Genomic DNA, 24,251 nt, shown 5'->3' with positions numbered 1-24,251 from the left:
TCCCGCCGGGATACCAGAGCGCACGCGGGGCTTGCCCCGGCTCGGCCCTGTTGCTACTTGCCCGGCCATGCCGCGTTTTGCTTTGAAAGTCGAATACCACGGGAAGCCTTTTGCCGGCTGGCAAAGGCAGAAGGAACTGCCGTCTGTGCAGGGCGCGATCGAGGCTGCGCTGGCACGGCTGGAGCCGGGGGAGCACACCATTGCCGCCGCCGGGCGCACCGATACCGGCGTGCATGCGCTGGGACAGGTGGCGCATTGCGATATGGCCAAGGAATGGGACCCGTTCCGCCTGTCTGAGGCGCTGAACTACCACCTGAAGCCCGATCCGGTCGCCATCGTGGACTGCGCCCGGGTGGACGGCGACTGGCACGCGCGGTTTTCCGCGGTAGAGCGGCAGTACCTGTTCCGCATCCTGATCCGCCGCGCACCTGCCACCCATGACGCGGGCCAGGTCTGGCAGATCAATCACGATCTCGATGCGGAGGCCATGCAGGAAGCCGCCAACCATCTGATCGGAAATCATGATTTCACCACCTTCCGCTCCTCGATCTGCCAGGCGGCAAGCCCGGTCAAGACGCTGGATGAGCTGCGGGTGGAGCGGGTGCAGGGGTTCTCCGGGCCGGAGATTCACTTCCACGTCCGCGCCCGCAGCTTCTTGCACAACCAGGTCAGGAGCTTTGTCGGCACGCTGGAGCGGGTCGGTGCCGGAGCCTGGGAACCGGCGGACGTGAAGGCCGCGCTGGACGCTTGCGACCGCGCTGCCTGCGGGCCGGTCTGCCCCGGGCACGGGCTGTATCTGGCGCGGGTGGGGTATCCGGACGATCCCTTCGGCTGAAGCTTGAAATCCGGGGGGTGCCATCCGTACACCCCCTGTGCACCCCCTGTGCACCGGGCCGCTGCCACACCCCTGCCATTCTATCGCCACACCCCTCCCTCACACTGACGCAGGACCTGACCAACCGGCAGCGTTCCTGCGGCGGCACTGCGCGCGGCGGGGCTGCCCAAATACACGAAGCAGAGACCCCGAATGCCCGCTACAGCCAAACCGCCCCTTCTGGCCGTCCTGATCGACGCCGACAATATCTCTGCCAAATACGCCGAGGCGATGTTCGAGGAGATCGCCTCCTTCGGCGAGGCCAGCATCCGGCGCATCTATGGCGACTTTGCCGGCGGCGGCCCGCAGGGCTGGAACAAGGAGAAGCTGGCGGCACTGGCGATCGTGCCGCATCAGCAGTTTGCCAATACCACCGGCAAGAACGCCTCTGACATTGCGCTGGTGATCGACGCGATGGACATCCTGCATTCGGGCCGCTTCGACGGCTTTGTGCTGATCTCCTCGGACAGCGATTTCACCCGGCTGGCCAGCCGCATCCGCGAACAAGGCGTGGATGTGTTCGGCATGGGGATGCGTAAGACGCCCGCCGCCTTTGTGCAGGCGTGCAAACGGTTCATCTATGTGGAGAACTTGCTGGAGGAGCCGGCAAAGACCAAGCCGAAGCCCAAGAAGGAAGAGGGCAACGGCAATGCGCCGGCTGAACTGGCGGACCCGACCAAGCTGGTGGTGCGGGCAATGGATGCGATCGGCCAGGAGGACGAGTGGTTCACCCTGGGCCAGATCGGCCAGTATATCACCGCGGCGTTTCCGGATTTTGACACCCGCAGCTATGGCAAGCGCAAGCTGAGCGAACTGATTGCAACGCTGAAGCTGTTTGAGACCAAGCGCGGCGAAGGCAACCAGATCCTGGTGCGGCGGTTGGACTGAGGCTGCGAATACCGTCTTTCGTTTGCGCGCAAACCGTGGCTTAGTCCCGCAAATGGGACGCGGCGACGGGAGGAACGCGCATGGCAATGCTGATCAGCATCGGCCACGATGGCTGGTATACCGAGGAACAGCTGGCAGAGGAACTGCGGGCGATGGCCCCCGGTGCCGATATCCGGCCGATATCAGCCCCCGGCAATCTGGATGAGATCACGGTGCTGGCGGTCTCCGCGCTGAAGGGAGATCTGCCGGAACATTTGCCAAACCTGAAGCTGGTGCAGAAGCTGGGCGCCGGGGTGGATACCATCGTGGCGCACCCCAGCCTGGCACCGCATGTGCGGGTGGCCCGGCTGCGCCCGCTGGAACCCGCGCATGAGATTGCAGAGTTCTGCCTGGCCTATGTGCTGCGTGATCAGCGCAATTTGCTGGCCCATGCAGCCTCGCAATCCCGCAGCGCCTGGGAGCCGCTGGCGCCGCGCCGTCCGCAGGAAACCACCGTCGGCGTATTGGGACTGGGCCATATCGGCGGCCTGACGGCGCAGCTAATGCGCGACATGCGGTTCCGTGTGCTGGGCTGGAGCCGCTCACCCAAGGAGATCGAAGGCGTGGACTGCCGCCATGGCGAAGCGGCGCTGGTGCAGATGCTGGGCGAATGCGATTACGTCTGTTCGATCCTGCCCTCCACCCCCGCCACCCGAGGGCTGATGAACGCACAGACGCTGGCGGCGATGAAGCCGGGCGTGGTGCTGATCAACGCGGGCCGCGGCGATCTGGTGGATGAGCCTGCGCTGCTGACGGCGCTGGACGCGGGCACACCCGGCCATGCGGTGCTGGATGTGGTGAGCAAGGAGCCGCTGCCCGCGGACAATCCGCTGTGGGCGCATCCGCAAGTCACCCTTACGCCGCATGTGTCCGGCTGGCATCTGGGCGATGCGCTGAAGGACGTGGTGGAAAACCTGCGGCGGCTGGAGGCGGGCGAAGACCTGCTGCACGAAGTGGACCGTGAGCGGGGGTACTGAGCCCCTGCCCTGCGCAATGCACCTGCTAGTACGCAAGACTCGATAGATAGGCGATGATGGCAACCCGCGCGGCGCGGTCCGGCTGGCTGCCGCGGGTCATGTCTGTTCCGGGAACGGCATTGAACGGATCGGCAAGGAAAACATTTAGCTCGTCGGGCGTCCATTGCCCTGTCTGCGCTTTCATCTCCCCGGAATACGGGAACCCTTCGACCGATGCCTTGGCCCGGCCAACGACTCCTGCAAGGCTAGGGCCAGGGTGCTGCCCTGTATTGATTTCACCGGGTTTCAGACCGTGGCACCCCCCGCATTCAAATGCCAGAATGCGTCCTTCCTCGGGGTCGGCTGCTGCTAGCTCCCCGGGCTGCAGGGGCGCGACCGGTGCCGGGCCGGCCCCCATTTCCCGCAGGAACGCGACCATCTCAGTCCGGCCCTTCCGCTGGGCATAGTGCAGGGCGGGCCACCCGAAGCGCACCGCCGCCGCATTCACATCGGCGCCGTGGTCAAGCAGCAGGCGGGCCGCCTCGATTGCTCCTCGCTCAGCAGCCTGATGCAGCGGCATCAGCAAGTCTTCACCGCCCGGCAGGTTCGGGTCGGCGCCAGCCTCCAGCAGGATTGAGACGATGCCGGTGTGATTGTTTCGGGCGGCAATGCCGAGCGCCGTGCCGAATTCTGTTGCGGTGTCAGGCAAAGCGCCCGCAGACAGCAGGTAGCGCACCGCCTCCTCCTGCCCGCGCTGGGCTGCGAAGTAGAGCGGCCTGGCCAGCGTTTCCGGGTCAGGGCTGGAGCCCTGGGGCAAGGCCGCCTTCAAGGCCGGCATATCGCCCGAAGCGGCTAAGGGGACCAAATTTTGAGCCACAGCTGCGCCGGGAAGAAGAACAAGCAGCAAAAGCAGGCGGGCTGGCCGGAAGAAACGCAGCGGCATCTTGCGTCCTCCTTCAGAATGTCTGACGGACGCAGTGTAACATGGCGGGTGCATCACGCCAAAACGCGCCGGCACAGGCCCTGCGCCGCTGGGAAATTGTGTGGCGGCCCCGAGCGGGGCCGCAGCCGGATCAACTGATGAAATCCTTATACCCGGCCTCATCCATATAATCGTCCATCGGCGACAGGTCCGACGGCTTGATCTTGAAGAACCAGGCGTCGCCCTCGGCGTCCTCGTTCACTTTGCCGGGGTTGTCGGCCAGCGCCTCGTTCACCTCGACGATCTCGCCGTCCAGCGGGGCGAGAATGTCGGAGGCGGCCTTGACCGATTCAATCACCACGATCTCGTCATCCTTGGAGACTTCGGTGCCCGGCTCGGGCAGCTCGACATAGACCACTTCGCCCAGCTGCTCGGCAGCGTGGGCGGTGATGCCGACGGTGATCAGGTCGCCCTCGGGCAGCAGCCACTCGTGTTCCTCGGTGTATTTCATGGGGATGTGTTCCTTCGAAGAGGCGTGGGTTTTCAATGTCTCTGGCCGCCGGAAATGGCGCCGCACATGGCAAGGGAGCCCCTCGCATACGCGGGTATACGGTATCAACGGGGGGGCCGGGCGATCAAGACGGCAATTCACCCGGAGATGGAGAATTTGCTGCCCTGCCACCGGTCAGAACAGGTTGAAATACTCCGCCTGCTCCCATTCGCTGACGGTATCGAGGTAGCGTTCCCACTCAAAGGTCTTGAGCTGCAGCAGATAGTCAGCAGTGTCCGCGCCCAGCGCCTCGCGGCAAAGCGTGGAGTTTGCGAACCCGTCCAGCGCCTGGCCCAGCGAGCGCGGCAGGCGGTCAGCGTCTTCGCTGTAGGGCGACAAGGTGGGTTTCGGGGCCTCCAGCCCCTCCCGGATGCCGGCAGCACCTGCGATGACCTGGGCGGCCAGCGCGTAATAGGGGTTGGCGGTGCTGTCGGGGGCGCGGTTCTCGATCCGGCTGGCGGGGTCGCGGGGCTGCATCAGCGCGCGCAGCATGGCACCGCGGTTGTCCTCGCCCCAGCCGATGCGGCTGGGGGCCAGCTGGAACGGCAGGTAGCGTTTGTAGCTGTTCACCGTGGGGGCGATCAGCAAGGAGGTCTCGGACGCGTACCTCAGCAGGCCAGCCATCCAGGCGCTGGCGGGCGGGCTGAGCATCCCGGCGGTTTCCGGCATGAACAGGTTGCGGCCCGTGGCCAGATCCTGCAGCGACTGATGCACATGCCAGCCGTTGGCCATGGCATTGTCCAGCCGCGGCTTGGCCATGAAGCTGGCGTGCAGGCCGTTCCGGGCGCAGACCTCCTTGACCATGGTGCGGAACATCACCATCGCGTCGGCCTGCGCCATGGCGCCGTCGGGGGCAAAGGTGAACTCAACCTGGCTGGGGCCCATCTCGACTTCCACCGAGCGCACCGGCAGGCCCAGTTTCTGGGCGTTGCGGCGCAACAGGTCGAGGATGCCCTCCACCTCGCCATAGCGGGTTTCGGTCAGATACTGGTAGCCCTGCATCAGGTTGCGGGTCTGCACCGGGGCGCCGGGGCGGGTGGCCTGGGCATGAGCGTCCGCCTTGTCTGCCAGCTCAAACAGGTGGAACTCCACCTCCAGCCCGAAGGTGGCGGCCATGCCTTGCCCCGCCAGCATCTCCACCTGCTGCTGCAGCACCGCGCAGGGGGCAAAGGGGATGGGCCGGCCGTCCGGGTAGACCGGTGTGCAGAAGATCCAGGCGGAATGGCCGGACCAGGGCAGCGCGCGCCAGGTCTCCGGGCGCGGCACCAGCAGCACGTCGCCTGCCCCCTGCATCGGGCCGGCCAGATCGGCGCCCTCCTCCCACACCGGGAAGGCGGTGCGGTGCGAGGTGTCCTTGAGCAGCAGGGTTGCGGGCACATTGAGGCCGCGGTCAAAGACGGAAGCAAAACCTTCCGCCATCACCGTCTTGCCGCGCAGCAGCCCGTGCTGGTCGGGGAACAGCACCCGAACCGTCTCGATCCCGTCAAACTGCGCGCGGGAGGTGATTTCCGCCGCCTTCCGGCAGTCCTCAGGTGACAGCAGCCCCAGGCGGGCCAGTTTGCCGGATGTGAAATCTTGTGCCATGGGCGGCCTCTCGGGTGTGGAGCTAATTGAAATTGCACCGGAAACACCTGCACGTCCAGCCGGCGGCGGGATTTGCCGCAACCCGTTGCGCAATCTGGATATTGCGGAGGTTTTGCGCCTTGACAGCGTTCGCAAAGCGAACATTGTTGCCAGCATTCGCACAAAACTGCTGCAGCCAGCGGTGACTACAGGATCAGAACGGGACGGCCAGGTAATGACAGCGGCAGATCAGGACAGGAATATTTCGTCGAGCTTTGCCAAGGGGCTGGCGGTTCTGGCGGTGTTTGACGCAGAGACTCCCAGCATGACCCTGGCAGAGATTGCCCGGCGCAGCGGCCAGGACCGCGCCACCGCCCGCAGGGGCGCGCTGACGCTGGTGCAGGCGGGCTATCTGCGCCAGGACGGTCGGATGCTGTCCTTGACCCCGCGGGTGCTGGCGCTGGCGGGCGGCTTTTTGCAGGCCAATCAGTTCGGCCGCCGGGTGCAGCCGGTTCTGAACCGCCATGCCCGGCAGATGCAGATCGAGGTGACGCTGGCGATGCTGGATCAGGGCCGGGTGCTGCTGCTGGCGCAATCCACTGTCGAGCACGGCCATATCACCTATGGCTTCACCGCCGGCTCGCATATTCCGCTGGCCCATACCAGCCTGGGGCGGATGCTGCTGGCCGGGCTGCCGGAGGAGGAGGCCGCATCGGTGCTGGCAGCGGCGGAAATCCCGCGCCATACCAGCCAGTCGCTGACCGATCCCGGCACCATTCTGCAATGCGTCGCACAGGCGCGGGAACAAGGCTACTGCCTGACGGACAGCGAGTTCGAGGCCGGGATCACCGGCTATGCCGTTCCGGTGTCGCGGCCCGGCCAGACGCCGATTGTGGCCGGGTGCTCCGCCCCGCGGGGATCGCAGCCGGAGGCGGATGCCGAGCGGCTGCTGCGCGGGCTGCAGCTGTGCGCGGCAGAGCTGCGCCAGGCGGAAGCGGTGGATCACCTTTAGGGTCCTGACCCTAAGCAGCACCTTGCAAAGCCCCTGCCCTGCGTTAGGCTGAGGCCAGTGATTTCCGCAGGAGCATTTCGATGATGAAACAGACTGCATTGGCAGCGGCCCTCTGCGCCGCGCTGGCCCCGGCTGCAGGCGCCAAGGGCGTGGAAGGCAAGCAGGTCACCGTGCTGGGCCGCGATTGGGTGGTGGCCCCGGTGGAAGACGCCCCGGGCCGCTACAGCGCCACCCGCACCAACCGGGAGCATCTGGCCTTCCGTCCGCCCGCGGTGCTGACCGCGCGCCAGGCGGTCCGGGCCATTCGCACCGCCACCGGCTGCAGCGTCAACTTGGACACGATGGTGCGCAACATCACCGGCACCTATTACGCCCAGGTGATCTGCCGCAAATAGGCACTCCCCTGACGCTTGTGCGGTTTAGCAGCGTTTTTCTGAAACATCCTCTTGGGAAATGTGATCATTTTCCGGGAGCCCATGGATTGAGCGGTGCCGGAGCGCCTGCCATAGATTGCGCATGAAACTTGCTATCAACGGATTCGGCCGCATCGGCCGCGCCATCCTGCGCCAGATTCTGACCCCCTCGCGCGGAGACGGCATCGAGGTTGTGCGGATCAATGATATCGCGCCCTTGGACATGTGCGCCTATCTGTTTCAGTACGACAGTACCTTTGGCCCCTTTGCCCACCCGGTGGAGCATGGCGGCGATGCGCTGCAGGTGATGGGGCGCAGTATTCCGGTGAGCCATGAGCCCGACCTGACCAAAGTTGACCTGAGCGGTGTCGATCTGGTCCTGGAATGCACCGGCATTGCACGAACGTCGGACGTGGCGGAGCGCGGGCTGAAAGCCGGCGCCGCCAAGGTGCTGATCTCCGGCCCCTCCCCCGCGGCGGAGCTGACCGTGGTGCTGGGTGCAAACGAGGAGACGCTGGGCGATGCGCGGATCGTCTCCAATGCCTCCTGCACCACCAACGGACTGACGCCGCTGGTCAAGCTGCTGGACGGGATCGCCGGGATCGACACCGCGCATATGACCACAATCCATTGCTACACCAACTCGCAGCCGATGGTGGACGCGCCGCGCGGCGATTTCGCGCGCTCGCGCGGCGGTGCGCAGTCGATGGTGCCGACCACCACCTCTGCCATGCATTTGATCGACGAAGTGCTGCCGCATCTGAAAGGCCGTGTGAGCGGCGCGGCAGTGCGGGTGCCGACGGCCAGCGTGTCTGCCATTGATCTGGTCGCACATCTGAAAACCCCGATGAACGAGGCAGAGTTCACTGCTGCACTGCGCGAGGGCGTTGCCGCGTCAAAGGTGCTGGGCTGGACCGATATGCCGCTGGTGTCCTCCGACCTCAGGGCGCGGCCGGAATCGCTGGTGATTGCCGGGCCGGAAACCCGCATGGCCGGGGACGCCCAGGTGCGGGTGTTCGGCTGGTATGACAATGAATGGGGCTTTTCGGCGCGGATGCTGGATGTGGCGCGGCTTATGGCCGGGTAACTCCCGGCGCTTTGTACTGCCCCATTTTTTTGCAAGCCCGCCGCCGGCGGGCTTTGCTATTCCTGCGGGCAGCGCCGTTTGCCCGCCAGGCGGAACCAGCGGAAGATCAGCGTCAGCGCCAGCATGCAGACGGCCAGGCCGATCAGGTCGCCGGCGGCATAGACCGCCATCACCGGAAGCTGGTCTTCGGGGAAAATCAGGCCGGAAAACACCACCGACTGCCCCGATGAATTGATCAGGGAAGCCAGTGCGCCCACCGCCAGTAGGCTGGTCCAGGCAATCCGCCGCTGCTGGCCGGCGTACAGGTTCCACCCGAACATCCTGGCAATTTCAAAAGCCGCAAAGGCTGAAACCGCACTGACAGCGATGGATTGCAGCAGCACTGATTCCATAACCTGCCGCACACCGGCGTCGGTGAATATCAATTCAGAGAGGAAAGCGCCTGCGGCCAGCGGCAGAACCGCCCGCCAGCCCAGCAGCCAGACCGCCAGCACCCGCACCCCGTGCGGCAGGTAGACCAGGCTGGCAAAGACCGTCACCTCCGGCAGGAAAAGACCCTGCACAGGTGTGACCACCCAGGCGGTCAGCCCGTGGCAGATAACATAGGCGGCCGTGATCACCGCAAAACTTTGAAGGCCAGCAAACAGCTGAAAAACTCGTCTCATGCCGCTCCCTTTAGACAGGAGCGGAGAAACCTGCAATCCGTGGAATGTATGAATGACGCAGCGCCGTCACTTTGCCGCAGAATCGAAGCTCACCACATAGTGCTTGGCCTTGCTGCCGCCGGCCCGTTTGATCAGTCCCAGCTCGAGCAGCGATTTCAGCGTGCGGTGGAATGTGGCCTGGGCCAGCCCCTGGACCAGCCGGTGATTGCGGATCTGTTCGGATTGTACCGGCTCACCCGGCGTCCTTGTCAGCGCATTTGCCGCCAGCAGCACATCGCGTTCCGACCGGCTCAGGCTGTCCAGTCCAAGGTCACGCTCCATCTGGTGAAGCATGTCGCGAAGTTCGAATATTGGTCTTAACCGGTCCAAAACCGCTCTCCTGGGTCCTCAACACCTGCATCCCGGCCTGTCCCGGGAGAAATGATACCACGCAACTTTATCAAACTGACAATTATATGGACAGTAAAATCATGCGTGGTATCATTCCAGTCAGGCTGGCTGCTTTGTGAGTGGTGGCTGCGCCTGACGTTACTTTTGTTCTTTGTTAAACAGTGACAGCTCCGGCGGGCCTGCCCGCCGGAGCTGGTTTAATCTATCACACACCTCCTTTGGCTTGCCAATCCTCATTGCCCGCCAGGCCGGCAACACGGGGCAATGCGCGGCAATCCGCCATCGCGCGGGGCCGGCGGATTGCCGCCGCTTTGCCGGTTCCATCCGGCAATTTTCCCGTGCTAGGCTCATCTTCAAGGCGCCTGTGCCCCTGTTCGGGTCCAGGCGGATTTTTACGCCCGCTGCCGGAGCAGACATGAATTTTCCTTTCCGCCCCCGCCCCTTGGCGTGCGCTTTAGCCTTCAGCCTTCAGACCCTGCTGCCGCTGCAGGCCAGCGCCGCCGAAGCAACGCTGCAGGCGCCCGGTGCAGATCAGGCCCTGACGGAAAAATTGCGCGGCTCCTCCGCCTCGGTCGCGGCCAGCGGCGAAACCAATGTGCAGGAACTGCTGGCGGCGGCGCTGTCAGATTACCGCACGCTGGTGCAGGTCCTGTATGATGCCGGGCATTTCTCGCCGGTGGTAAGCATCCGCCTGGACGGACGTGAAGCGGCGCAGATCCAGCCATTGAACCCGCCAAGGAGCGTAAAAACGGTGGAAATCACCGTGAGACCCGGCCCGCAGTTTGCCTTTGGCAAGGCGGAGCTGGCACCGTTCCCGCAGAACAGCGATGTGGAGATCCCCGAGGGCTTTGCCTCCGGCAAGCCCGCCGGCACCGGGGTGATCCGCGATGCGGCCATTGCCGGCGTCCGGGCGTGGCGCCGCAGCGGCCATGCCAAGGCGGATGTGGCGGAGCAGAACATCACCGCCAACCACCTGCAGGCGCGGCTGGATGCCCAGCTGCGGCTGGCGCCGGGACCAAAGCTGCGGTTCGGGCAGATGCGGATCACCGGCGACACAGCCGTGAGCCAGGATGCGATCCGCCGCATTGCGGGTTTCCCGGCGGGGGAGGAGTTCCACCCCGATCTGATCTCCAAGTCCGCCACAAGGCTGCGCCGCACCGGCACGTTTTCCAGCGTGGTCCTGCGCGAAGCGGAGCAGCCAAACCCGGACGGCACGCTGGACTTTGTGGCGCAGGTGGAAGACTTACCACAGCGCCGCCTGACCTTTGGCGCCGAAGTCAGCTCCTCCGACGGACTGGAGCTGTCGGGCAGCTGGATGCACCGCAACCTGTTCGGCAACGCCGAGAAGCTGCGGATCGAAGCGCGCATCAGCGGCATCGGCAGCAGCAACGACATCGACGGCCGCGTCGCGGTGCGGCTGGACCGGCCCGCGAAACTGGGGCCGGACGACCTGATCTTCTACCTGGCAGAAGCCGAGCGGCTGGACGAAGAGCATTACACCGCCACCCGCGTCTATGGCGCCATCGGCGCGCGGCGGACGTTTTCGGAGACGTTTTATGCTGAAGCCGCGCTGGGCGTGTCCTCCACCCTGGCTGAGGACGTGTTCGGCAAACGCAGGTTCAAATACGTGGCAGGCAGGTTCCGGGCCGAATATGACGCCCGCGACAGCCGGGTGAACCCCACCGACGGCTATTTCCTGCAAGGGACTGCCACACCTTTCATCGGTTTTGGCGGCAGCAAGTCCGGCTTGCAGATGAAAGGCGACGGGCGCGCCTATTATGGATTGGGCGCTGACGACCGGATCGTGCTGGCAGGCCGCTTGCAGCTGGGGTCCGTGGTGGGCCCTTCACTGAGTGAGGTCTCCCCCACGCTGCTGTTCTTCTCTGGCGGTGCGGGCACCGTGCGCGGGCATGAATACCAGTCGCTGGGCGTGCCAGCGAATGGCGGCACCGCGGGCGGGCGCAGCTTTGCCGCCCTGTCTGCCGAAGTTCGCGGCAAGGTCACTGACAAGATCTCGCTGGTCGGTTTCTACGACCTCGGCTTTGTCGATGCGGACAGTTTCGTTTCCGGTTCATCAGCACGCCATGCAGGCGCGGGCATCGGTGTGCGCTATGATGTGGCCGGGATCGGCCCGATCCGGCTCGACCTTGCCTATCCGGTGGACGGCGGGTCCGAGGACGGGCTGCAATTCTATATCGGGATAGGACAGGCGTTTTGAGACAGGTTCTTGGCTATACGCTCGCACTGGGCCTGACGGCGCTGCCTGCTGCGGCGCAGGAAACCACCGAGGAAGACGCCGGCGGGCTGCTGGTCGATTTCCTGGAGGACACCCTGTCCGGCGACAGCCGCTATATCAGCGTGTCGGGGCTGGAAGGCGCATTTTCCTCTGAAGCCAAGATCAAGAAGATCACCGTAGCCGACGAGAAAGGCATCTGGCTGACCGTCGAGGGTGCGGTGCTGGACTGGAACCGGCTGGATTTGCTGCGCGGGCGGTTCTCGGTCAATGAGCTTTCGGCGGAGCGCATTGCAGTGGAGCGCGCACCGGAGCCGCTGCCGCCGGACCCGGAGCTGCCGGAGGCAGAGACCACGCCCTTTGCACTGCCGGAATTGCCGGTGGCCATCGAACTGGGCCAGATCAAGGCGGCCCGGATTGAGCTGGGCGAGGACCTGACCGGAACAGCCGCCAGCCTGCGGGTCGAAGGCACGCTGAAACTGGCGGACGGCGCGCTGGACACCAAGCTGGAGGCCGCACGGCTGGACAAGCCCGGCGACCACATCCGGCTGGAAGCCGGATATGCTAATGAAACCCAGCAGATTTCCCTGGACCTTTCGGTGGATGAGGCCGCGGGCGGGCTGATCTCGCGCGGGCTGAATCTGCCGGGCAACCCCGACTTGCAGCTGACCGCCAAGGGCACCGGGCCGGTCACGGATTTCACCGCGGATATCGCCTTCAGCACCAATGGCACCGAACGCCTTGGCGGCCAGGTGGTGCTGGCGGCCCGCCCCTTGCCTGAGGATGCCGCCCCCGAAACCCCGCGCGACATCGGGTTTTCTGCCGACCTGGGCGGCAATATCGACGTGCTGCTGCCGCCGGTGCACCGCCCGTTCTTCGGCCCCGGCCTGCGCCTGAACGTCAAAGGCCTGCGCGAGGGCAGCGGCGCCGTAACGCTGGATACGCTGGTCCTGCACACCAATGCCCTTCGGATCACCGGCGCCGCAGCGCTGGATGCGGGCGGCAAGCTGGCCACCGCCAACCTGAAGACCGCGATCTCCCCGCCCGCAGGCCAGGCTGCGGTCACGCTGCCAACCAGCGACGGCCAGACCACGCTGGCCAAGGCCGACCTGCAGCTGCAGAAGACGCTCGAAGGCCGCTGGGTGCTGGACGGGGTGCTCAATCAGCTGAGCCATCCAGGCGCGCTGGTGGATACCGCCGAAATTCTGGGCCGCGGCACCTTGGATCAGAGCAGCGGCTTTGCGCTGGAAGGCCGTCTGACGGCCGGCCTCAGCGGCTTCCAGCCGCGCGACCCGGCATTGGCCAAAGCGACCGGCAACGAAATCCGCTTTGAAGGCACGCTCAGCACTGACGGCCCCGGTGCGCTGCATATCACGGATATGGAGCTGCGCGGCAGCGACTACCAGGCCGCAGGCGATGTCGCCTTTGATGGTCTGGAAGAGGGGTTGAAAGTCACCGCAGACCTGACGGCGGGTGCTGCGGATCTTGGCCGTTTTTCCGAGCTGGCGGGCCGCCCGCTGGGCGGTGCGGTTCAGGCCGTGGTCAAGGGATCCTTCATCCCGCTGACCGGCGGGTTCGACACCGATCTTTCAGTGCAGGCGCAGGACTTGTCAGCGGGCATCGCCCAGGCGGATGAGCTGCTGGCAGGCACCACCACCGTCGCCCTTAAGGCGGCGCGGGATGAAAACGGCATTGCCATCGACCGTTTTGCCCTGGCTGGCAGCGCGCTGGAAGCCGCTGCGGCAGGCACGCTCAGCAACCAGTCCGGCCAGCTGGACATCACGGCCCGTCTGAACCGGCTGGAGGTTCTGGTACCGCAAGCGCCCGGCACGCTGGAGCTGGCAACCACCCTCAGCCGCACCGGCGATACCTTCAGCGGCGTGGCGGAGCTGAAGGGGCCGCATACCTCCAGCGCCAAGCTGGACGGGTCGGTGACGCTTGAGGGGGACGCTGATTTCACCTTTGCGGCAGCCTGGAACGAGCTGGAACGCTTTGTGCCGCAGCTCGCGGGCCGGCTCAGCGCCGAAGGAATGGCGGAACGGCGCAGCGGCGAATGGCAGGCAACCGTCCAAGCCGAAGGGCCTGCGGGTATTTCGGTAGAGACCGAAGCCCGCTTCACGGAAAGCAACGGCAGCACCGATCTGAAGTTCGACGCGGTGATGGCTGAGCTGCAGCGGCTGGTGCCAGACCTGCCCGGCCGGCTGGCCGCCACTGGCAACGCAACCCGGCGCGACGGCACCTGGACCGTAGACAGCACCGCCAGCGGCCCGGCCGACATCGACAGCCGCATCGAGGGCAGCTGGAACGAGGCGAAGGGCACTGCCGATGTGACCGCCAAGGGCACCCTGCGGCTGGAAGGCCTGAACCCATTCATCTCTCCCAACCTCGTGCAAGGGCCTGCGAATTTCGACATGGCGCTGCGCGGGGTTCCGGCGCTGGACGGGGTCAGCGGCACCATCTCCGTGCCAAGCGCGTCGCTTGCCATCCCGGCCGCGGCGCAGCGGGTGGACGATATCAACGCCACGGTCTCCATTGCCCGCTCCAATGCGCAAGTGCAAGTCTCGGCCCGCCCGCGCGACGGCGGCACGGTACAGATCAGCGGCCCGGTCGGGCTGCTGCCGCCATTCGACGGCAACCTGCAGATCGCGATTGGCGACGTGGTTGTGACAGACCACCTGTCCTATGAGTCCCTGCTGAACGGCAGCCTGGCGATGTCCGGCGCCATGGCGGGCAGCAACCGGATTGCAGGCCAGATCAACGTGGGCGAGACCAGCATCAACCTGAATACCGCAGGCGGCTCCGTATCCTCTGCGCCGATCCCGCCGATCCGTCATGTGGGCGCACCGCAAGAGGTGCGCCGGACCCTTGCCCGCGCAGGGCTGACCGGCAGCGGCAGCAGCGGGGCGGGCGGCTCCGGCAGAACAGACCTGGACATCATGATCAGCGCCCCATCGCGGATCTTTGCCCGCGGCCGCGGGTTGCGCTCGGAACTGGGCGGCCAAATCCACCTGCGCGGCACCACCGCGCGGCCCTCGCCCTCCGGCCAGATCAGCCTGATCCGCGGCACCTTCGATGTTCTCGGCCGGCGGCTGGAGCTGGACGAGGGCCGCATTACCCTCTTGGGCGACCTGAAACCCTATCTGGAGTTCAAATCCACCGCCGCCACCGAACAGGGCACCGCGACGCTGGAAATTTCCGGCCGGGTCGACGCGCCGGAGATCAAGGTGACCTCCGACCCGCCCCGCCCCAGTGAAGAGGCCTTGGCACTGCTGCTGTTCGGCGACAACATCGGAGATATTTCACCGCTGGCGCTGGCGCGGCTGGCGGGCTCTGCCCTGACCCTCAGCGGGCGCGGCGGCGGCGCCCAGAGCAAGGTACGGCAAGCCACCGGAGCGGATGACGTCGACATCGGCACCGACAACCTGGGCGCAGGACAGCTGGGGCTGGGCGGCTATGTGGCGGAGAACGTCTATACTGATTTCAACGTCAACACCCAGGGCGACAGTGAACTGAGCATCAACCTGGACGTCACCAAAAGCCTGACGGTTCAAGGCACTGTGGACAGCGAAGGGGAAACCGGCGTCGGCCTTTTCTTCAAACGGGACTACTGACAGGCAGGGCTTGCAGCGGAGGGAATATGCCGGCAAGCTGCAAGCAGAATTCCGGGCAACCGCAGATTGGGGACGCTGTGGGAAGAACACTCACCCAGAAACTGGCGGACCGCGCCAGCCGCATGGCACACCGGGTCAGATTCCGCGCCTCGCTGCGCCATCTGCACGGGCCGGCGGGGTGTTTTGCTGCGCCGGACCAGGTGGTTCTGATCGCCCTCGTGCGCGACGGCGCCTATTACCTGGATGTGTTCTTTGATCACTACCGGCGGCTTGGTGTCTCGGCGTTTGTTTTTTTTGACAACGGCTCTGCTGACGGCACAATCGAACGGATCCGGCAGGAGCCGGATACTGCGGTGCTGCAGTCCCCCCTGCCCTGGCTGGAGTTTGAAAACACCTTTCGCGCCTATGCAGCGGAACGCTATGGCCAGGATCGCTGGTGCCTGTTTGCCGACATGGATGAGCTGTTCGATTTCGAAGGCAGCGAAACCGCCGGGCTGGCCGGGCTGACCCGCTACCTGGCGCAGCAAGGGTACACGGCTCTGCAGGCCGAAATGCTGGAAATGTTCCCCAAAGGCCCGCTGTCCGCGGCGCGCGGACTGTCTTACGCCGAAGCGGTGCAGAGCTTCCGGTATTCTGACATCAGCACGGTGCGGGCGGTGGATTATACCTCCGGCGACACCGGCTTTGCCTATTACCTGCGCCAGAACACCCTGCCGCCCGGCGGCGCGCAGATGCTGTTCGGCGGTGTGCGCGGCAAGGTGTTTGGCGAAAACTGCTGCCTCAGCAAGCACCCGCTGGTGTTCAACGGGCCTGGCGTCCAGGCAGCAGCGCATCCGCATGCCTCGTCAGGTGTGCGGGTGGCAGATCTGGAAGGCCTGATCCGCCACTACAAATTTGCCGGCGACAGTCTGGCGCGGGATCTGCAGAGCCAGGCGGAGGCCGTGTCGGAACACGGCGAGGACCGCCAGCGCAGCAGCGCAATGCAGACGCAGCCGGACCTGAGCCTGTGGTCTTCGGACGCGGTAGAGGGCGCGGGGATTTCAGAGCTGCAGCGCCGGGGCTTCCTGCGCAGCTCGCCCGCGTACCGGGCTTTTCTTGCCGGAGAGGCCGCATGAGCGCGGCCGCCATCGCCGCGGTTGTCATCGGCCGCAACGAAGGAGAGCGGCTGATCCGCTGCTTGCAATCCCTGCGAGGCCAGGTGCAGCAGCTGATCTATGTCGACAGCGGCTCCACGGATGGGTCCGCAGCTGCCGCGCGGGATATGGGTGCGGAAGTGGTGGCCCTGGACCTCAGCCAGCCCTTCACCGCCGCCCGCGCCCGCAACGCCGGGCTGGCGGTGCTGGAGACCGGGATCGAGTTTGTGCAATTCGTGGATGGCGATTGCGAGGTGAACCCGGACTGGATCGCCACCGCCGCGGATTTCATGCAGGCAAATCCCAAGGCAGCGGTGGCCTGTGGACGGCGACGGGAGCGGTTCCCGGAGATGTCCGTCTACAACCGGCTGTGCGATGCGGAATGGGACACGCCCGTTGGCGAGGCTAAGGCCTGCGGTGGCGACGCGCTGATGCGGGTGGCGGCGGTCTATACCGCGGGCGGCTACCGCGATGGGCTGATCGCCGGCGAGGAGCCGGAACTGTGCCTGCGGCTGCGCCGGGCGGGCTGGCAGGTCTGGCGGCTGGACGCTGAGATGACCCTGCATGATGCGCAGATGCTGCGGTTTGGGCAATGGTGGAACCGCAGCCGCCGCGCAGGCCATGCCTTTGCCGAAGGCGCCGCATTGCATGGCGCCGGGCCGGAGCACCACTGGGTAGCAGAGACCCGTCGCGCCCTCCTGTGGGGCGCCATCCTGCCAGCAGCCATCGTGATGGCCGGGCTGCTCCGCCCTGCTCTGCTGCTGGCGGCACTGATCTACCCCGCCCAGGTGCTGCGCCTGTCCCGCCGCATGGGGTTTGAACAGGCTCTGTTTTCGGTGCTCGGAAAATTCGCTGAGGCTGCGGGCGCGCTGGAGTTTTACTGGCGCCGCTGGCGCGGTTCTGCGCGCGGCATACTAGAATACAAGTAGCCCGCCGTCAGCGCGCCCGGATGCGACAGGCCTTAAGTGTCAGCCCGGGCAGAATTGCCAGGCATTTGGCATAACGCGGCAGCAGCCGCGTGGGGCTCGACAGTGCCCGCCAAAGCCATTCCATCGCCATGGCGCGGACCCAGGCGGGCGCGCGTTTCTGATGGCCGCCAAGGAAGTCCAGCCCGGCACCGACAGAGGCGAAGCCTGCCGCGGGCGACAGTTTGCGGCCGCGCTGGGCAAACCGCTCCTGCTTGGGCGCACCCAGCGCCAGGAAACACAGGCAGGGGCCGGTTTCATCCAGCCGGTGCAGGATCTGATCTGCCTCCTCCCCTTCCGGATCGAAGCGGCCGGAAGGGGCGTGGGTCCAGGCCACCTGCAGCCCCGGCACCGCCTCCGTCAGCGCATTTTCAGCGTCCTGCAACGCCTCTTCCGTGCTGCCCGCCAGCACCACCGGCACCTTGGCCTCAGCCGCCAGGCGGCAGAGCGGCACCACCATGTCGGAGCCTGGCATCAGAGCCACCGGGCGGCGGGCAAGGCGGGACAGCCAGACGATGGGGCGCCCGTCCGCCACCACCAGATCCTGCGCCTGATAGGCTGACAAGAACGTCTCCGACGCCTCCATCTTGACCAGGTGATCCAGGTTCACCGTTGCCAGCGCAAAGCCTTGGCCCGCCTTGAAACGGGCGAGAATTTCTGCCTCTAGCATCGCACGCGCAGGAATGTTCACCGCAACCCGGCGGCCGTGGATTTCAAAAAACATGGGCGTCCCCGGTTCACTTCCGCCCATCTGATACCGCCGCCACCGTCGGCAGACCAGAACCAATGCGCAAGCCGGTCCTGCGCCGTGGCAAAGCTGCATCCTGTTAACCCGATATTGCAAATCCGCGCGACATCGCCGCCCGCAGCGGGTAAAGTTTGACGCAAATACCGGGGAATTGAGGGGGCACGGGGCTTTGCCCAACGCTTTGGCCTATCTGATGCTGCTGGCCTGGCCGCTGGCCAGCCTGATCCTGTTCCGGCGCCTGCCGCTGGAACGGGCGATCCTTTGGTGCATCATCGCGGGCTATCTTCTGCTGCCGCCGCTGGCCGAGTTCGACCTGCCGCTGGTGCCGGACATGGACAAGTTCGCGATCCCCTCGGTGATGGCCTTTGTGCTGTGTGCCTTCCTGCTGCGCAAACCGGTGCCGCTGCTGCCGCGCCACCCGGCGGTGCGGGTGCTGGTTCTGCTGTTTGTGTTCGGGGTCATCCCCACCGTTTTGACCAATGGCGAGCCGATCCTGTTCCGCAAAATCGCCAATTCCGACCCGATCATCTTCCTGACCGATCAGCTGCCGGGCCTGCGCTGGCGCGACCTGGGTTCGGTGATCATCAATCAGGTGATCGTGCTGATCCCTTTCCTGCTGGCCCGCCGGTACCTTTCCACGCCAGAGGCCCAGCGCGAGCTGCTGCTGGCGCTGATGATCGGCGGCCTCGCCTATACCATTCCGTCGCTGATCGAGATCCGCTTCAGCCCGCAGATCAACGTCTGGATCTACGGATTCTTCCAGCATGACTTCAGCCAGATGATGCGCCAGGGCGGCTTTAGGCCCATCGTGTTCCTGCCCCATGCGCTGTGGCTGGCGTTTTTTATGCTGTCGGCGCTGCTGGCGGCCACCGCGCTTGCCCGTGCCACCAAGGGCGGGGACCGTGTCCGGCTGGCGCTGGCCGCAGGCTACCTGTTTGCCGTGCTGGTTTTGTGTAAAAGCCTCGCCTCGCTGGCCTATGCGCTGGCCTTTGTGCCGGTGGTGGCACTGGCGCCGCTGCGCTGGCAGCTGCGGGCGGCCCTGCTGCTGGCGCTGATTGCCGTGGTCTATCCGATGCTGCGCAACGCCGGGCTGGTGCCAACAGAGGAATTGGTGGCCCAGGCAAGCACGATCAGCGCCGAACGGGCACATTCGCTGAACTACCGTTTTGAAAACGAAGCCCAGATGCTGGCGCGCGCCGCCGAAAAGCCCTGGTTCGGCTGGGGCGGCTGGGGCCGCAACCTGGTGCGGCACGAAGAAACCGGGCAGATCCTGTCGATCCCGGACGGCCGCTGGATCATCGTGTTCGGCACTTTCGGCTGGTTGGGCTATATCGCCGAGATGGGCCTGCTGGCGTCCCCGCTGCTGCTGCTGGCCCGTGCCGCGGCCCGGGAGCCCCGGGGCAGTGTTTCACCCTATGCAGCCCCGATTGCGCTGATTCTGGCAGCCACCATGGTGGATATGCTGCTGAATGCCACGCTGATCCCGATCACCTGGATGTGCGCCGGATCGGTTCTGGGCTACGCCGAGAGATTGCTCTACCCGGGCTTGTTCCAGAAGAAACCCGCACTATTTGGCGGGGCGCAGGCGCTGATGCCTGACACCGCCGGGGCAAAAGGGCGCAGCATCCTGTGATGCCGCAATCTTTCCGCTTTTCCGGCCGAAATTGACACAATGCGTCCATAGGACAGCCGCATGGATTGACGAAAGTAAATTTGAGTTCACCCGGCCCCGCGGAACAGATGGGGATCCAAGCCGCCAGGCCGGGACAGCAGCCGGGGAGAACCCCGGCACCCGAAAATAAACCCGTCCGGCGGGCCCTGCCATCTTCGCAAAGCGGATTGGCTGCGGCGTGCCGGGCTGTTTGCGAAAGGCCAGTGGGGTCAGGTATTGACGATGCAGGATCGGACATCCGCAGCGGGGCGCGCCGCCGGGAATAATGCAGGTGATATTGCCATTGTCGGCCTGTCGGTAACTGTGCCCGGCGCCGGTTCTGCTGAGGCGTTCTGGCAGAACCTGCGCGCTGGCATCGAATCGATTGAGGTTCTGGACCGCGAGACGCTGCTGGCAAACGGCGAGCGCGCCTCTGTCCTGGCCGATCCGAATTATGTGCCTGCCACCGCACGGCTGCAGGGGTTTGAGGAGTTTGATGCGGACTTCTTCGGATTCAGCCCGAAAGAGGCCGCCATCCTTGACCCGCAGCACCGCAAATTCCTGGAGGTGGCCTGGGGTGCGATGGAAAACGCAGGCCATCCGCCGGAAAGCATCGGCGGCCCCATCGGCGTCTACGCGGGCTGCGGCATGGGCAGCTACTTCTATTTCAACATCTGCTCCAACCCCGCGCTGGTGGACGACGTGGGCATGTTCCTGCTGCGCCATACCGGCAACGACAAGGATTTCCTGTCGACCCGTGTCAGCCATGTATTCGACCTCAAGGGGCCGTCGGTCAACGTCCAGACCGCCTGCTCCACCTCACTGGTGGCGGTTCATTACGCCTGCAAGGCCCTGCGCGAGGGCGACTGCGACATGGCACTGGCGGGCGGCGTTACCATCGAACTGCCGCAAGGCCGCGGTTACCTCTACAAGGAAAACGAGATCCTGTCGCCCGACGGCCATTGCCACGCCTTCGACCACCGGGCGCAAGGGACTGTGTTTGGCTCCGGCGCAGGTGCAGTGGCGCTGAGGAGGCTGGAGGATGCGATAGCCGACGGCGACCACATCTGGGCTGTCATTAAGGGCTCTGCGATCAACAACGACGGCGCGGATAAGGCCGGCTATCTCGCGCCTTCCGTCGGCGGCCAGTCGGCAGCGGTGCAAAAGGCACTAGTGGCCGCGGGCACCCCGGCGGACACCATCGACTATGTGGAATGCCACGGCACCGGCACCTATCTGGGCGACCCCATCGAAGTCTCTGCCCTGACTGACGCCTACCGGGCCACGACCCAGGACAGCGGCTTTTGCCGCATCGGCTCGGTCAAGACCAACATCGGCCATCTGGACACCGCGGCGGGTGTTGCCAGCCTCACCAAGACGGCGCTGGCGCTGCACCACAAGGAAATCCCGCCCTCGCTGGGATTTGAAGCCCCGAACCCGGCGATTGATTTTGAAGCCTCGCCGTTTCGCGTGAACGCGGAGCTCACCCCGTGGACCCCGCATAAGGGGCCGCGGCGCGCCGGCATCAACTCTTTGGGCGTCGGCGGAACCAATGCGCATGTGATCCTGGAGGAAGCGCCGGAGCGCGCGCCCTCCGAGGAAAGCGACTTCCCGTTCCAGATCCTATGCGTCTCGGGCCAGTCCAAGGCGGCGCTCGACGCCAATACGCAAACCCTTGCAGAGTACCTGAAGGCAAACCCGGAGGCCGATCTGGCCGACGTGGCCTATACCCTCAAGGAAGGCCGCCGCGGCTTTGCCAAGCGCCGGGTGCTGGTGGCAGAGACCGCCTCCGAAGCCATTGACCTGATTGAGGAAAACGACCCCCGCAAGGTCTTCACCCACGACCGGCTGGGCGGCAGCCCCGAGGTGGTGTTCATGTTCCCCGGCGGCGGCGCGCAATACGCGGGCATGGCGCGTGACCTTTATGAGACCGAGCCTGTCTTTGCCGAATGGATGGACCGCGGACTGGATCACCTGCAACAGAGCCTGGACTACGATATCCGCGCGATCTGGCTGCCGGAAGAGGGCGAAGAGGATGCGGCCAACGCCAAGCTCCAGCAGCCTTCGGTGCAGCTGCCGCTGATCATGATCGTCGAATACGCGCTGGCGCAACTCTGGATCAGCTGGGGCGTGAGGCCCGCAGCCCTTGTCGGCCACTCCATGGGCGAGAACACCGCTGCCTGCCTGGCCGGCGTGATGTTCTTTGAGGACTGCATTGATCTGGTCCTCTTGCGCGGACGGCTGTTCGACACCGTGCCTGCGGGCGGGATGCTGTCGATTGCCCTGCCCCTGGCTGAGGTTGAGGCCATCATTGGCGATGATCTGGATATCGCCAGCGTCAACGCGCCGTCGCTCACTGCTGTTTCCGGCCCGCAGGAGGCGCTGGACAGGCTGTCAGCCGACCTGACTGCCCGCGAGGTAGAACACCAGCGCATCCCCATCGACATCGCCGCCCACTCGCGGATGCTGGACGGCATACTGCAGGAATACGGCGATTTCATCCGTAAGCTGACCCTGTCGGCACCCGGTCTGCCGGTGATTTCGAACCGCACCGGCGCTGCCCTGACCGCGGAACAGGCCACCAGCGCCGATTACTGGGTCGGCCAGCTGCGCAATACCGTGCGCTATGCCGACTGCATCGAAACCCTTGCCAAGACCCCGGACCGGGTGTTCCTGGAGGTCGGCCCCGGCAAGGCCCTCAGCGCCTTGGCGCAGATGTCGCCTGCGGTGAAACAGGGCCAAGTGCTCAGCACGCTGCGCCACCCGGATCACCAGGTGATGGACGACAGCTATTTCTTCGGCGTCATCGGCCGGCTTTGGGCCTGCGGGGTGGAGGCCGACTGGCCGCAGATTTGGGGCGACGCGCGCCGCAACCGCTTGCCCCTGCCCGGCTATGCCTTCCAGCGCAGCCGCTATTTCATCGAGCCCGGCAAACCGGCAATCGAAGAAGAGGCCCAGACCCCGGCGCGCCATGACGATCTGAGCAAATGGGGCTACCGCCCGGCCTGGCGCCAGCGGCTGGCAGATTGCGCGCTGGATGTCGCGCAAGAGCTGGCGCAGGAGCCGTACAACTGGCTGATTTTCGAGGACGAGGCAGGCCACTCGGCCCGTGCTGCCGAAAGACTGGAAGCAGCGGGCCACAGCGTTGTGCGCGTCCGCGCAGGCGACACCTATGCGCAGCTTTCACCCGCTTCCTATATCCTGCCGCCGGAACAGGGGCGTGCCGCCTATGGCGCGCTGCTGGCTGATCTGGCAGAGGCCGGGCTGCTGCCGGACCGCATCGCGCATTTCTGGCTGGTGACGGAGCGAGAGAGCTTCCGCCCCGGCTCCTCCTTCTTTGATCGCAACCTTGAGATGGGCTTCCATTCCCTGACCGCACTGGCGCAGGAGCTGGGCAATACCGATCTGCCCGGTCCAGCGCATCTGACGGTCTTTACCACCGGTGCCGCGCAGGTCCGCGGCGAGGCGCTGCCCTACCCGGAAAAGGCCATGATCGCAGGCCCCCTGGGCGTGATCCCGCGCGAGCTGCCGGGGCTGACCTGCTCGGCTGTGGACATTGAACTGCCGCAGGCGCCGCAAGGCCTGTTTGCCCGCCGCAATCCGGCGCAGGCCGGTATCACCTCCCGCTTGCTGGAAGAGCTGATGGCAGAGCCGGCCAGCAGCACCGCCGCCTGGCGCGGCGAAAAACGCTATGAGCTGAGCTGGCGCCCGCAGCCGCTGCCCGCGCCGGAAACCCCGCCTTTCAAACAGGGCGGCCACTACGTGATCACCGGCGGCTATGGCGGCATCGGCCTGACCATCGCAGGCCACCTGATGCGCGGCTACGCCGCCAAGGTCTCGCTGATCTCCCGCGACGGGCTGCCGCCGCGCGAGACCTGGGAGCGGTATCTGGCCAGCCACAGCCCGGCCAACCGTACCGCCCAGCGCATCCGCGCAGTGATGGCGCTGGAGGCGGGTAGCAAGGGTGCAGTACTGCCGCTGGCCGCCGACGTCTGCAACAGCGGCGACCTGCGTGCAGCGCGGGAGCAGGCCGAAGCTGCCTTTGGCCCCGTCACCGGGGTGATCCACGGTGCCGGCGTTATCAGTGATGGCCCGCTGCTGGCCAAGGACGAGGACCAGATCGCCCGGGTTCTGGCCCCCAAGGTCAGTGGGCTGCGGGCGCTGGATGCAGTATTCCCGGACGGCAGTCTGGAGCTGATGGTGCTGTTCTCTTCCACCTCCACCGTGACCCGGCCCGCGGGGCAGGTGGATTACATCGCCGCCAACGAATACCTCAACGCCTGGGCCAAGCACCGCGCAGGCGGGCAGACCCGTGTGATCGCGGTGGACTGGGGCGTCTGGGCCGACACCGGCATGGCCGCTGACGCCATGGCGGGCCGCAACGCAAACGCAGGCGCCAGCACGCCCGAGCCCTGCCCGCAGCCGCTGCTGCTGCAGCAGGCTTTCGATGCCGCCGGAAACCGCATCTTCACCCCCGGCTTCAGAACCGCGGACTGGCTGCTGGATGAGCACCGCACCAAGGATGGCACCGCGCTGGTGCCCGGCACCGGC

At 65.6% G+C, this 24,251-nt stretch carries 18 protein-coding genes; 12 read left to right on the top strand and 6 right to left on the bottom strand.

Annotated features, from left to right (window positions below):
• The first annotated feature begins 67 nt into the window (after positions 1 to 67).
• The 3 genes from truA to RA24_RS18080 all read left to right on the top strand — a co-directional run bounded on the left by truA (position 68) and on the right by RA24_RS18080 (position 2,778).
• Positions 68 to 835 (top strand): tRNA pseudouridine(38-40) synthase TruA, encoded by a 768-nt coding sequence (gene truA / locus RA24_RS18090; RefSeq protein ID WP_039150826.1) that lies wholly within the window; start codon positions 68 to 70, stop codon positions 833 to 835.
• Positions 836 to 1,027: 192 nt separating this feature from the next.
• Complete coding sequence (locus tag RA24_RS18085; RefSeq protein ID WP_019298127.1) at positions 1,028 to 1,762, top strand: NYN domain-containing protein; 735 nt, start codon at positions 1,028 to 1,030, stop codon at positions 1,760 to 1,762.
• Between the two features lie 80 nt (positions 1,763 to 1,842).
• Entirely contained in the window at positions 1,843 to 2,778 is a 936-nt protein-coding gene (locus RA24_RS18080) for a 2-hydroxyacid dehydrogenase (protein ID WP_039193346.1), read from the top strand.
• Positions 2,779 to 2,803: 25 nt separating this feature from the next.
• Here the strand turns inward: RA24_RS18080 and RA24_RS21830 are convergent, their stop codons facing one another.
• The 3 genes from RA24_RS21830 to RA24_RS18065 all read right to left on the bottom strand — a co-directional run bounded on the left by RA24_RS21830 (position 2,804) and on the right by RA24_RS18065 (position 5,813).
• Entirely contained in the window at positions 2,804 to 3,775 is a 972-nt protein-coding gene (locus tag RA24_RS21830; protein WP_193747146.1) for an ankyrin repeat domain-containing protein, read from the bottom strand.
• Positions 3,776 to 3,830: 55 nt separating this feature from the next.
• Positions 3,831 to 4,190 (bottom strand): glycine cleavage system protein GcvH, encoded by a 360-nt coding sequence (gene gcvH / locus RA24_RS18070; protein WP_019298130.1) that lies wholly within the window; start codon positions 4,188 to 4,190, stop codon positions 3,831 to 3,833.
• Positions 4,191 to 4,364: 174 nt separating this feature from the next.
• Entirely contained in the window at positions 4,365 to 5,813 is a 1,449-nt protein-coding gene (locus RA24_RS18065) for a glutamine synthetase family protein (protein ID WP_039193343.1), read from the bottom strand.
• Between the two features lie 181 nt (positions 5,814 to 5,994).
• On the opposite strand from RA24_RS18065, the gene RA24_RS18060 reads away from it, so the two are divergent.
• The 3 genes from RA24_RS18060 (at position 5,995) to RA24_RS18050 (ending at position 8,304) form a co-directional block, all read left to right on the top strand.
• Positions 5,995 to 6,804 carry an IclR family transcriptional regulator domain-containing protein gene (locus RA24_RS18060; RefSeq protein WP_241480975.1) on the top strand — a complete coding sequence of 270 codons (810 nt, stop codon included), beginning with the start codon at positions 5,995 to 5,997 and terminating at the stop codon, positions 6,802 to 6,804.
• 80 nt (positions 6,805 to 6,884) lie between these two features.
• The gene (locus RA24_RS18055; RefSeq protein WP_019298133.1) at positions 6,885 to 7,199 is read left to right on the top strand and encodes a hypothetical protein; all 315 of its coding nucleotides are present in this window, start codon (positions 6,885 to 6,887) and stop codon (positions 7,197 to 7,199) included.
• Between the two features lie 121 nt (positions 7,200 to 7,320).
• Positions 7,321 to 8,304 carry a type I glyceraldehyde-3-phosphate dehydrogenase gene (locus RA24_RS18050; protein ID WP_039193340.1) on the top strand — a complete coding sequence of 328 codons (984 nt, stop codon included), beginning with the start codon at positions 7,321 to 7,323 and terminating at the stop codon, positions 8,302 to 8,304.
• Between the two features lie 56 nt (positions 8,305 to 8,360).
• Here RA24_RS18050 and RA24_RS18045 read toward each other — a convergent pair whose 3' ends face one another.
• A complete protein-coding gene (locus RA24_RS18045; protein WP_039193338.1) occupies positions 8,361 to 8,969 on the bottom strand; it encodes a hypothetical protein in 609 nt (202 codons plus the stop codon).
• A 66-nt stretch (positions 8,970 to 9,035) separates the two neighbouring features.
• Positions 9,036 to 9,302: a hypothetical protein gene (locus RA24_RS18040; protein WP_019298136.1), complete on the bottom strand. Its 267-nt coding sequence runs from the start codon at positions 9,300 to 9,302 to the stop codon at positions 9,036 to 9,038.
• A 472-nt stretch (positions 9,303 to 9,774) separates the two neighbouring features.
• On the opposite strand from RA24_RS18040, the gene RA24_RS18035 reads away from it, so the two are divergent.
• From RA24_RS18035 to RA24_RS18020, 4 genes are all read left to right on the top strand, one after another.
• On the top strand, positions 9,775 to 11,577 hold the full coding sequence (locus tag RA24_RS18035; protein WP_039193336.1) for an autotransporter assembly complex protein TamA: 1,803 nt from the start codon (positions 9,775 to 9,777) through the stop codon (positions 11,575 to 11,577).
• Positions 11,574 to 15,203 (top strand): translocation/assembly module TamB domain-containing protein, encoded by a 3,630-nt coding sequence (locus tag RA24_RS18030; protein ID WP_039193332.1) that lies wholly within the window; start codon positions 11,574 to 11,576, stop codon positions 15,201 to 15,203. Before RA24_RS18035 ends, RA24_RS18030 begins: the two co-directional genes overlap by 4 nt.
• A 77-nt stretch (positions 15,204 to 15,280) precedes the next feature.
• Complete coding sequence (locus RA24_RS18025) at positions 15,281 to 16,318, top strand: glycosyltransferase family 2 protein (protein WP_237754605.1); 1,038 nt, start codon at positions 15,281 to 15,283, stop codon at positions 16,316 to 16,318.
• Positions 16,315 to 17,265, top strand: a complete 951-nt coding sequence (locus RA24_RS18020; protein ID WP_039193330.1) for a glycosyltransferase — start codon at positions 16,315 to 16,317, stop codon at positions 17,263 to 17,265. Before RA24_RS18025 ends, RA24_RS18020 begins: the two co-directional genes overlap by 4 nt.
• 7 nt (positions 17,266 to 17,272) lie before the next feature.
• On the opposite strand, the gene RA24_RS18015 is transcribed toward RA24_RS18020, so the two are convergent.
• The gene (locus RA24_RS18015) at positions 17,273 to 18,025 is read right to left on the bottom strand and encodes a WecB/TagA/CpsF family glycosyltransferase (protein WP_039174575.1); all 753 of its coding nucleotides are present in this window, start codon (positions 18,023 to 18,025) and stop codon (positions 17,273 to 17,275) included.
• Positions 18,026 to 18,218: 193 nt separating this feature from the next.
• Here RA24_RS18015 and RA24_RS18010 point away from each other — a divergent pair, with 193 nt between their 5' ends.
• Positions 18,219 to 19,682 carry a membrane protein gene (locus tag RA24_RS18010; RefSeq protein ID WP_039193328.1) on the top strand — a complete coding sequence of 488 codons (1,464 nt, stop codon included), beginning with the start codon at positions 18,219 to 18,221 and terminating at the stop codon, positions 19,680 to 19,682.
• 261 nt (positions 19,683 to 19,943) lie between these two features.
• Positions 19,944 to 24,251, top strand: a 4,308-nt coding sequence (locus RA24_RS18005; protein WP_039193326.1) for a type I polyketide synthase, incomplete at its 3' end; no start/stop codon positions are given.

Source organism: Leisingera sp. ANG-M6, assembly GCF_000813905.1.
GTDB lineage: Bacteria > Pseudomonadota > Alphaproteobacteria > Rhodobacterales > Rhodobacteraceae > Leisingera.
The sequence above is the reverse complement of the archived record's forward strand: the minus strand, read 5'-3'. Positions and strand labels throughout refer to the sequence as shown.

Bases quoted from the DNA above. Each gene is read 5' to 3' on its own strand.
- truA (WP_039150826.1), top strand. From the start codon at position 68: ATGCCGCGTTTTGCTTTGAAAGTCGAATACCACGGGAAGCCTTTTGCC.
- RA24_RS18085 (WP_019298127.1), top strand. From the start codon at position 1,028: ATGCCCGCTACAGCCAAACCGCCCCTTCTGGCCGTCCTGATCGACGCC.
- RA24_RS18080 (WP_039193346.1), top strand. From the start codon at position 1,843: ATGGCAATGCTGATCAGCATCGGCCACGATGGCTGGTATACCGAGGAA.
- gcvH (WP_019298130.1), bottom strand. From the start codon at position 4,190: ATGAAATACACCGAGGAACACGAGTGGCTGCTGCCCGAGGGCGACCTG.
- RA24_RS18065 (WP_039193343.1), bottom strand. From the start codon at position 5,813: ATGGCACAAGATTTCACATCCGGCAAACTGGCCCGCCTGGGGCTGCTG.
- RA24_RS18055 (WP_019298133.1), top strand. From the start codon at position 6,885: ATGATGAAACAGACTGCATTGGCAGCGGCCCTCTGCGCCGCGCTGGCC.
- RA24_RS18050 (WP_039193340.1), top strand. From the start codon at position 7,321: ATGAAACTTGCTATCAACGGATTCGGCCGCATCGGCCGCGCCATCCTG.
- RA24_RS18045 (WP_039193338.1), bottom strand. From the start codon at position 8,969: ATGAGACGAGTTTTTCAGCTGTTTGCTGGCCTTCAAAGTTTTGCGGTG.
- RA24_RS18040 (WP_019298136.1), bottom strand. From the start codon at position 9,302: ATGCTTCACCAGATGGAGCGTGACCTTGGACTGGACAGCCTGAGCCGG.
- RA24_RS18035 (WP_039193336.1), top strand. From the start codon at position 9,775: ATGAATTTTCCTTTCCGCCCCCGCCCCTTGGCGTGCGCTTTAGCCTTC.
- RA24_RS18020 (WP_039193330.1), top strand. From the start codon at position 16,315: ATGAGCGCGGCCGCCATCGCCGCGGTTGTCATCGGCCGCAACGAAGGA.
- RA24_RS18015 (WP_039174575.1), bottom strand. From the start codon at position 18,025: ATGTTTTTTGAAATCCACGGCCGCCGGGTTGCGGTGAACATTCCTGCG.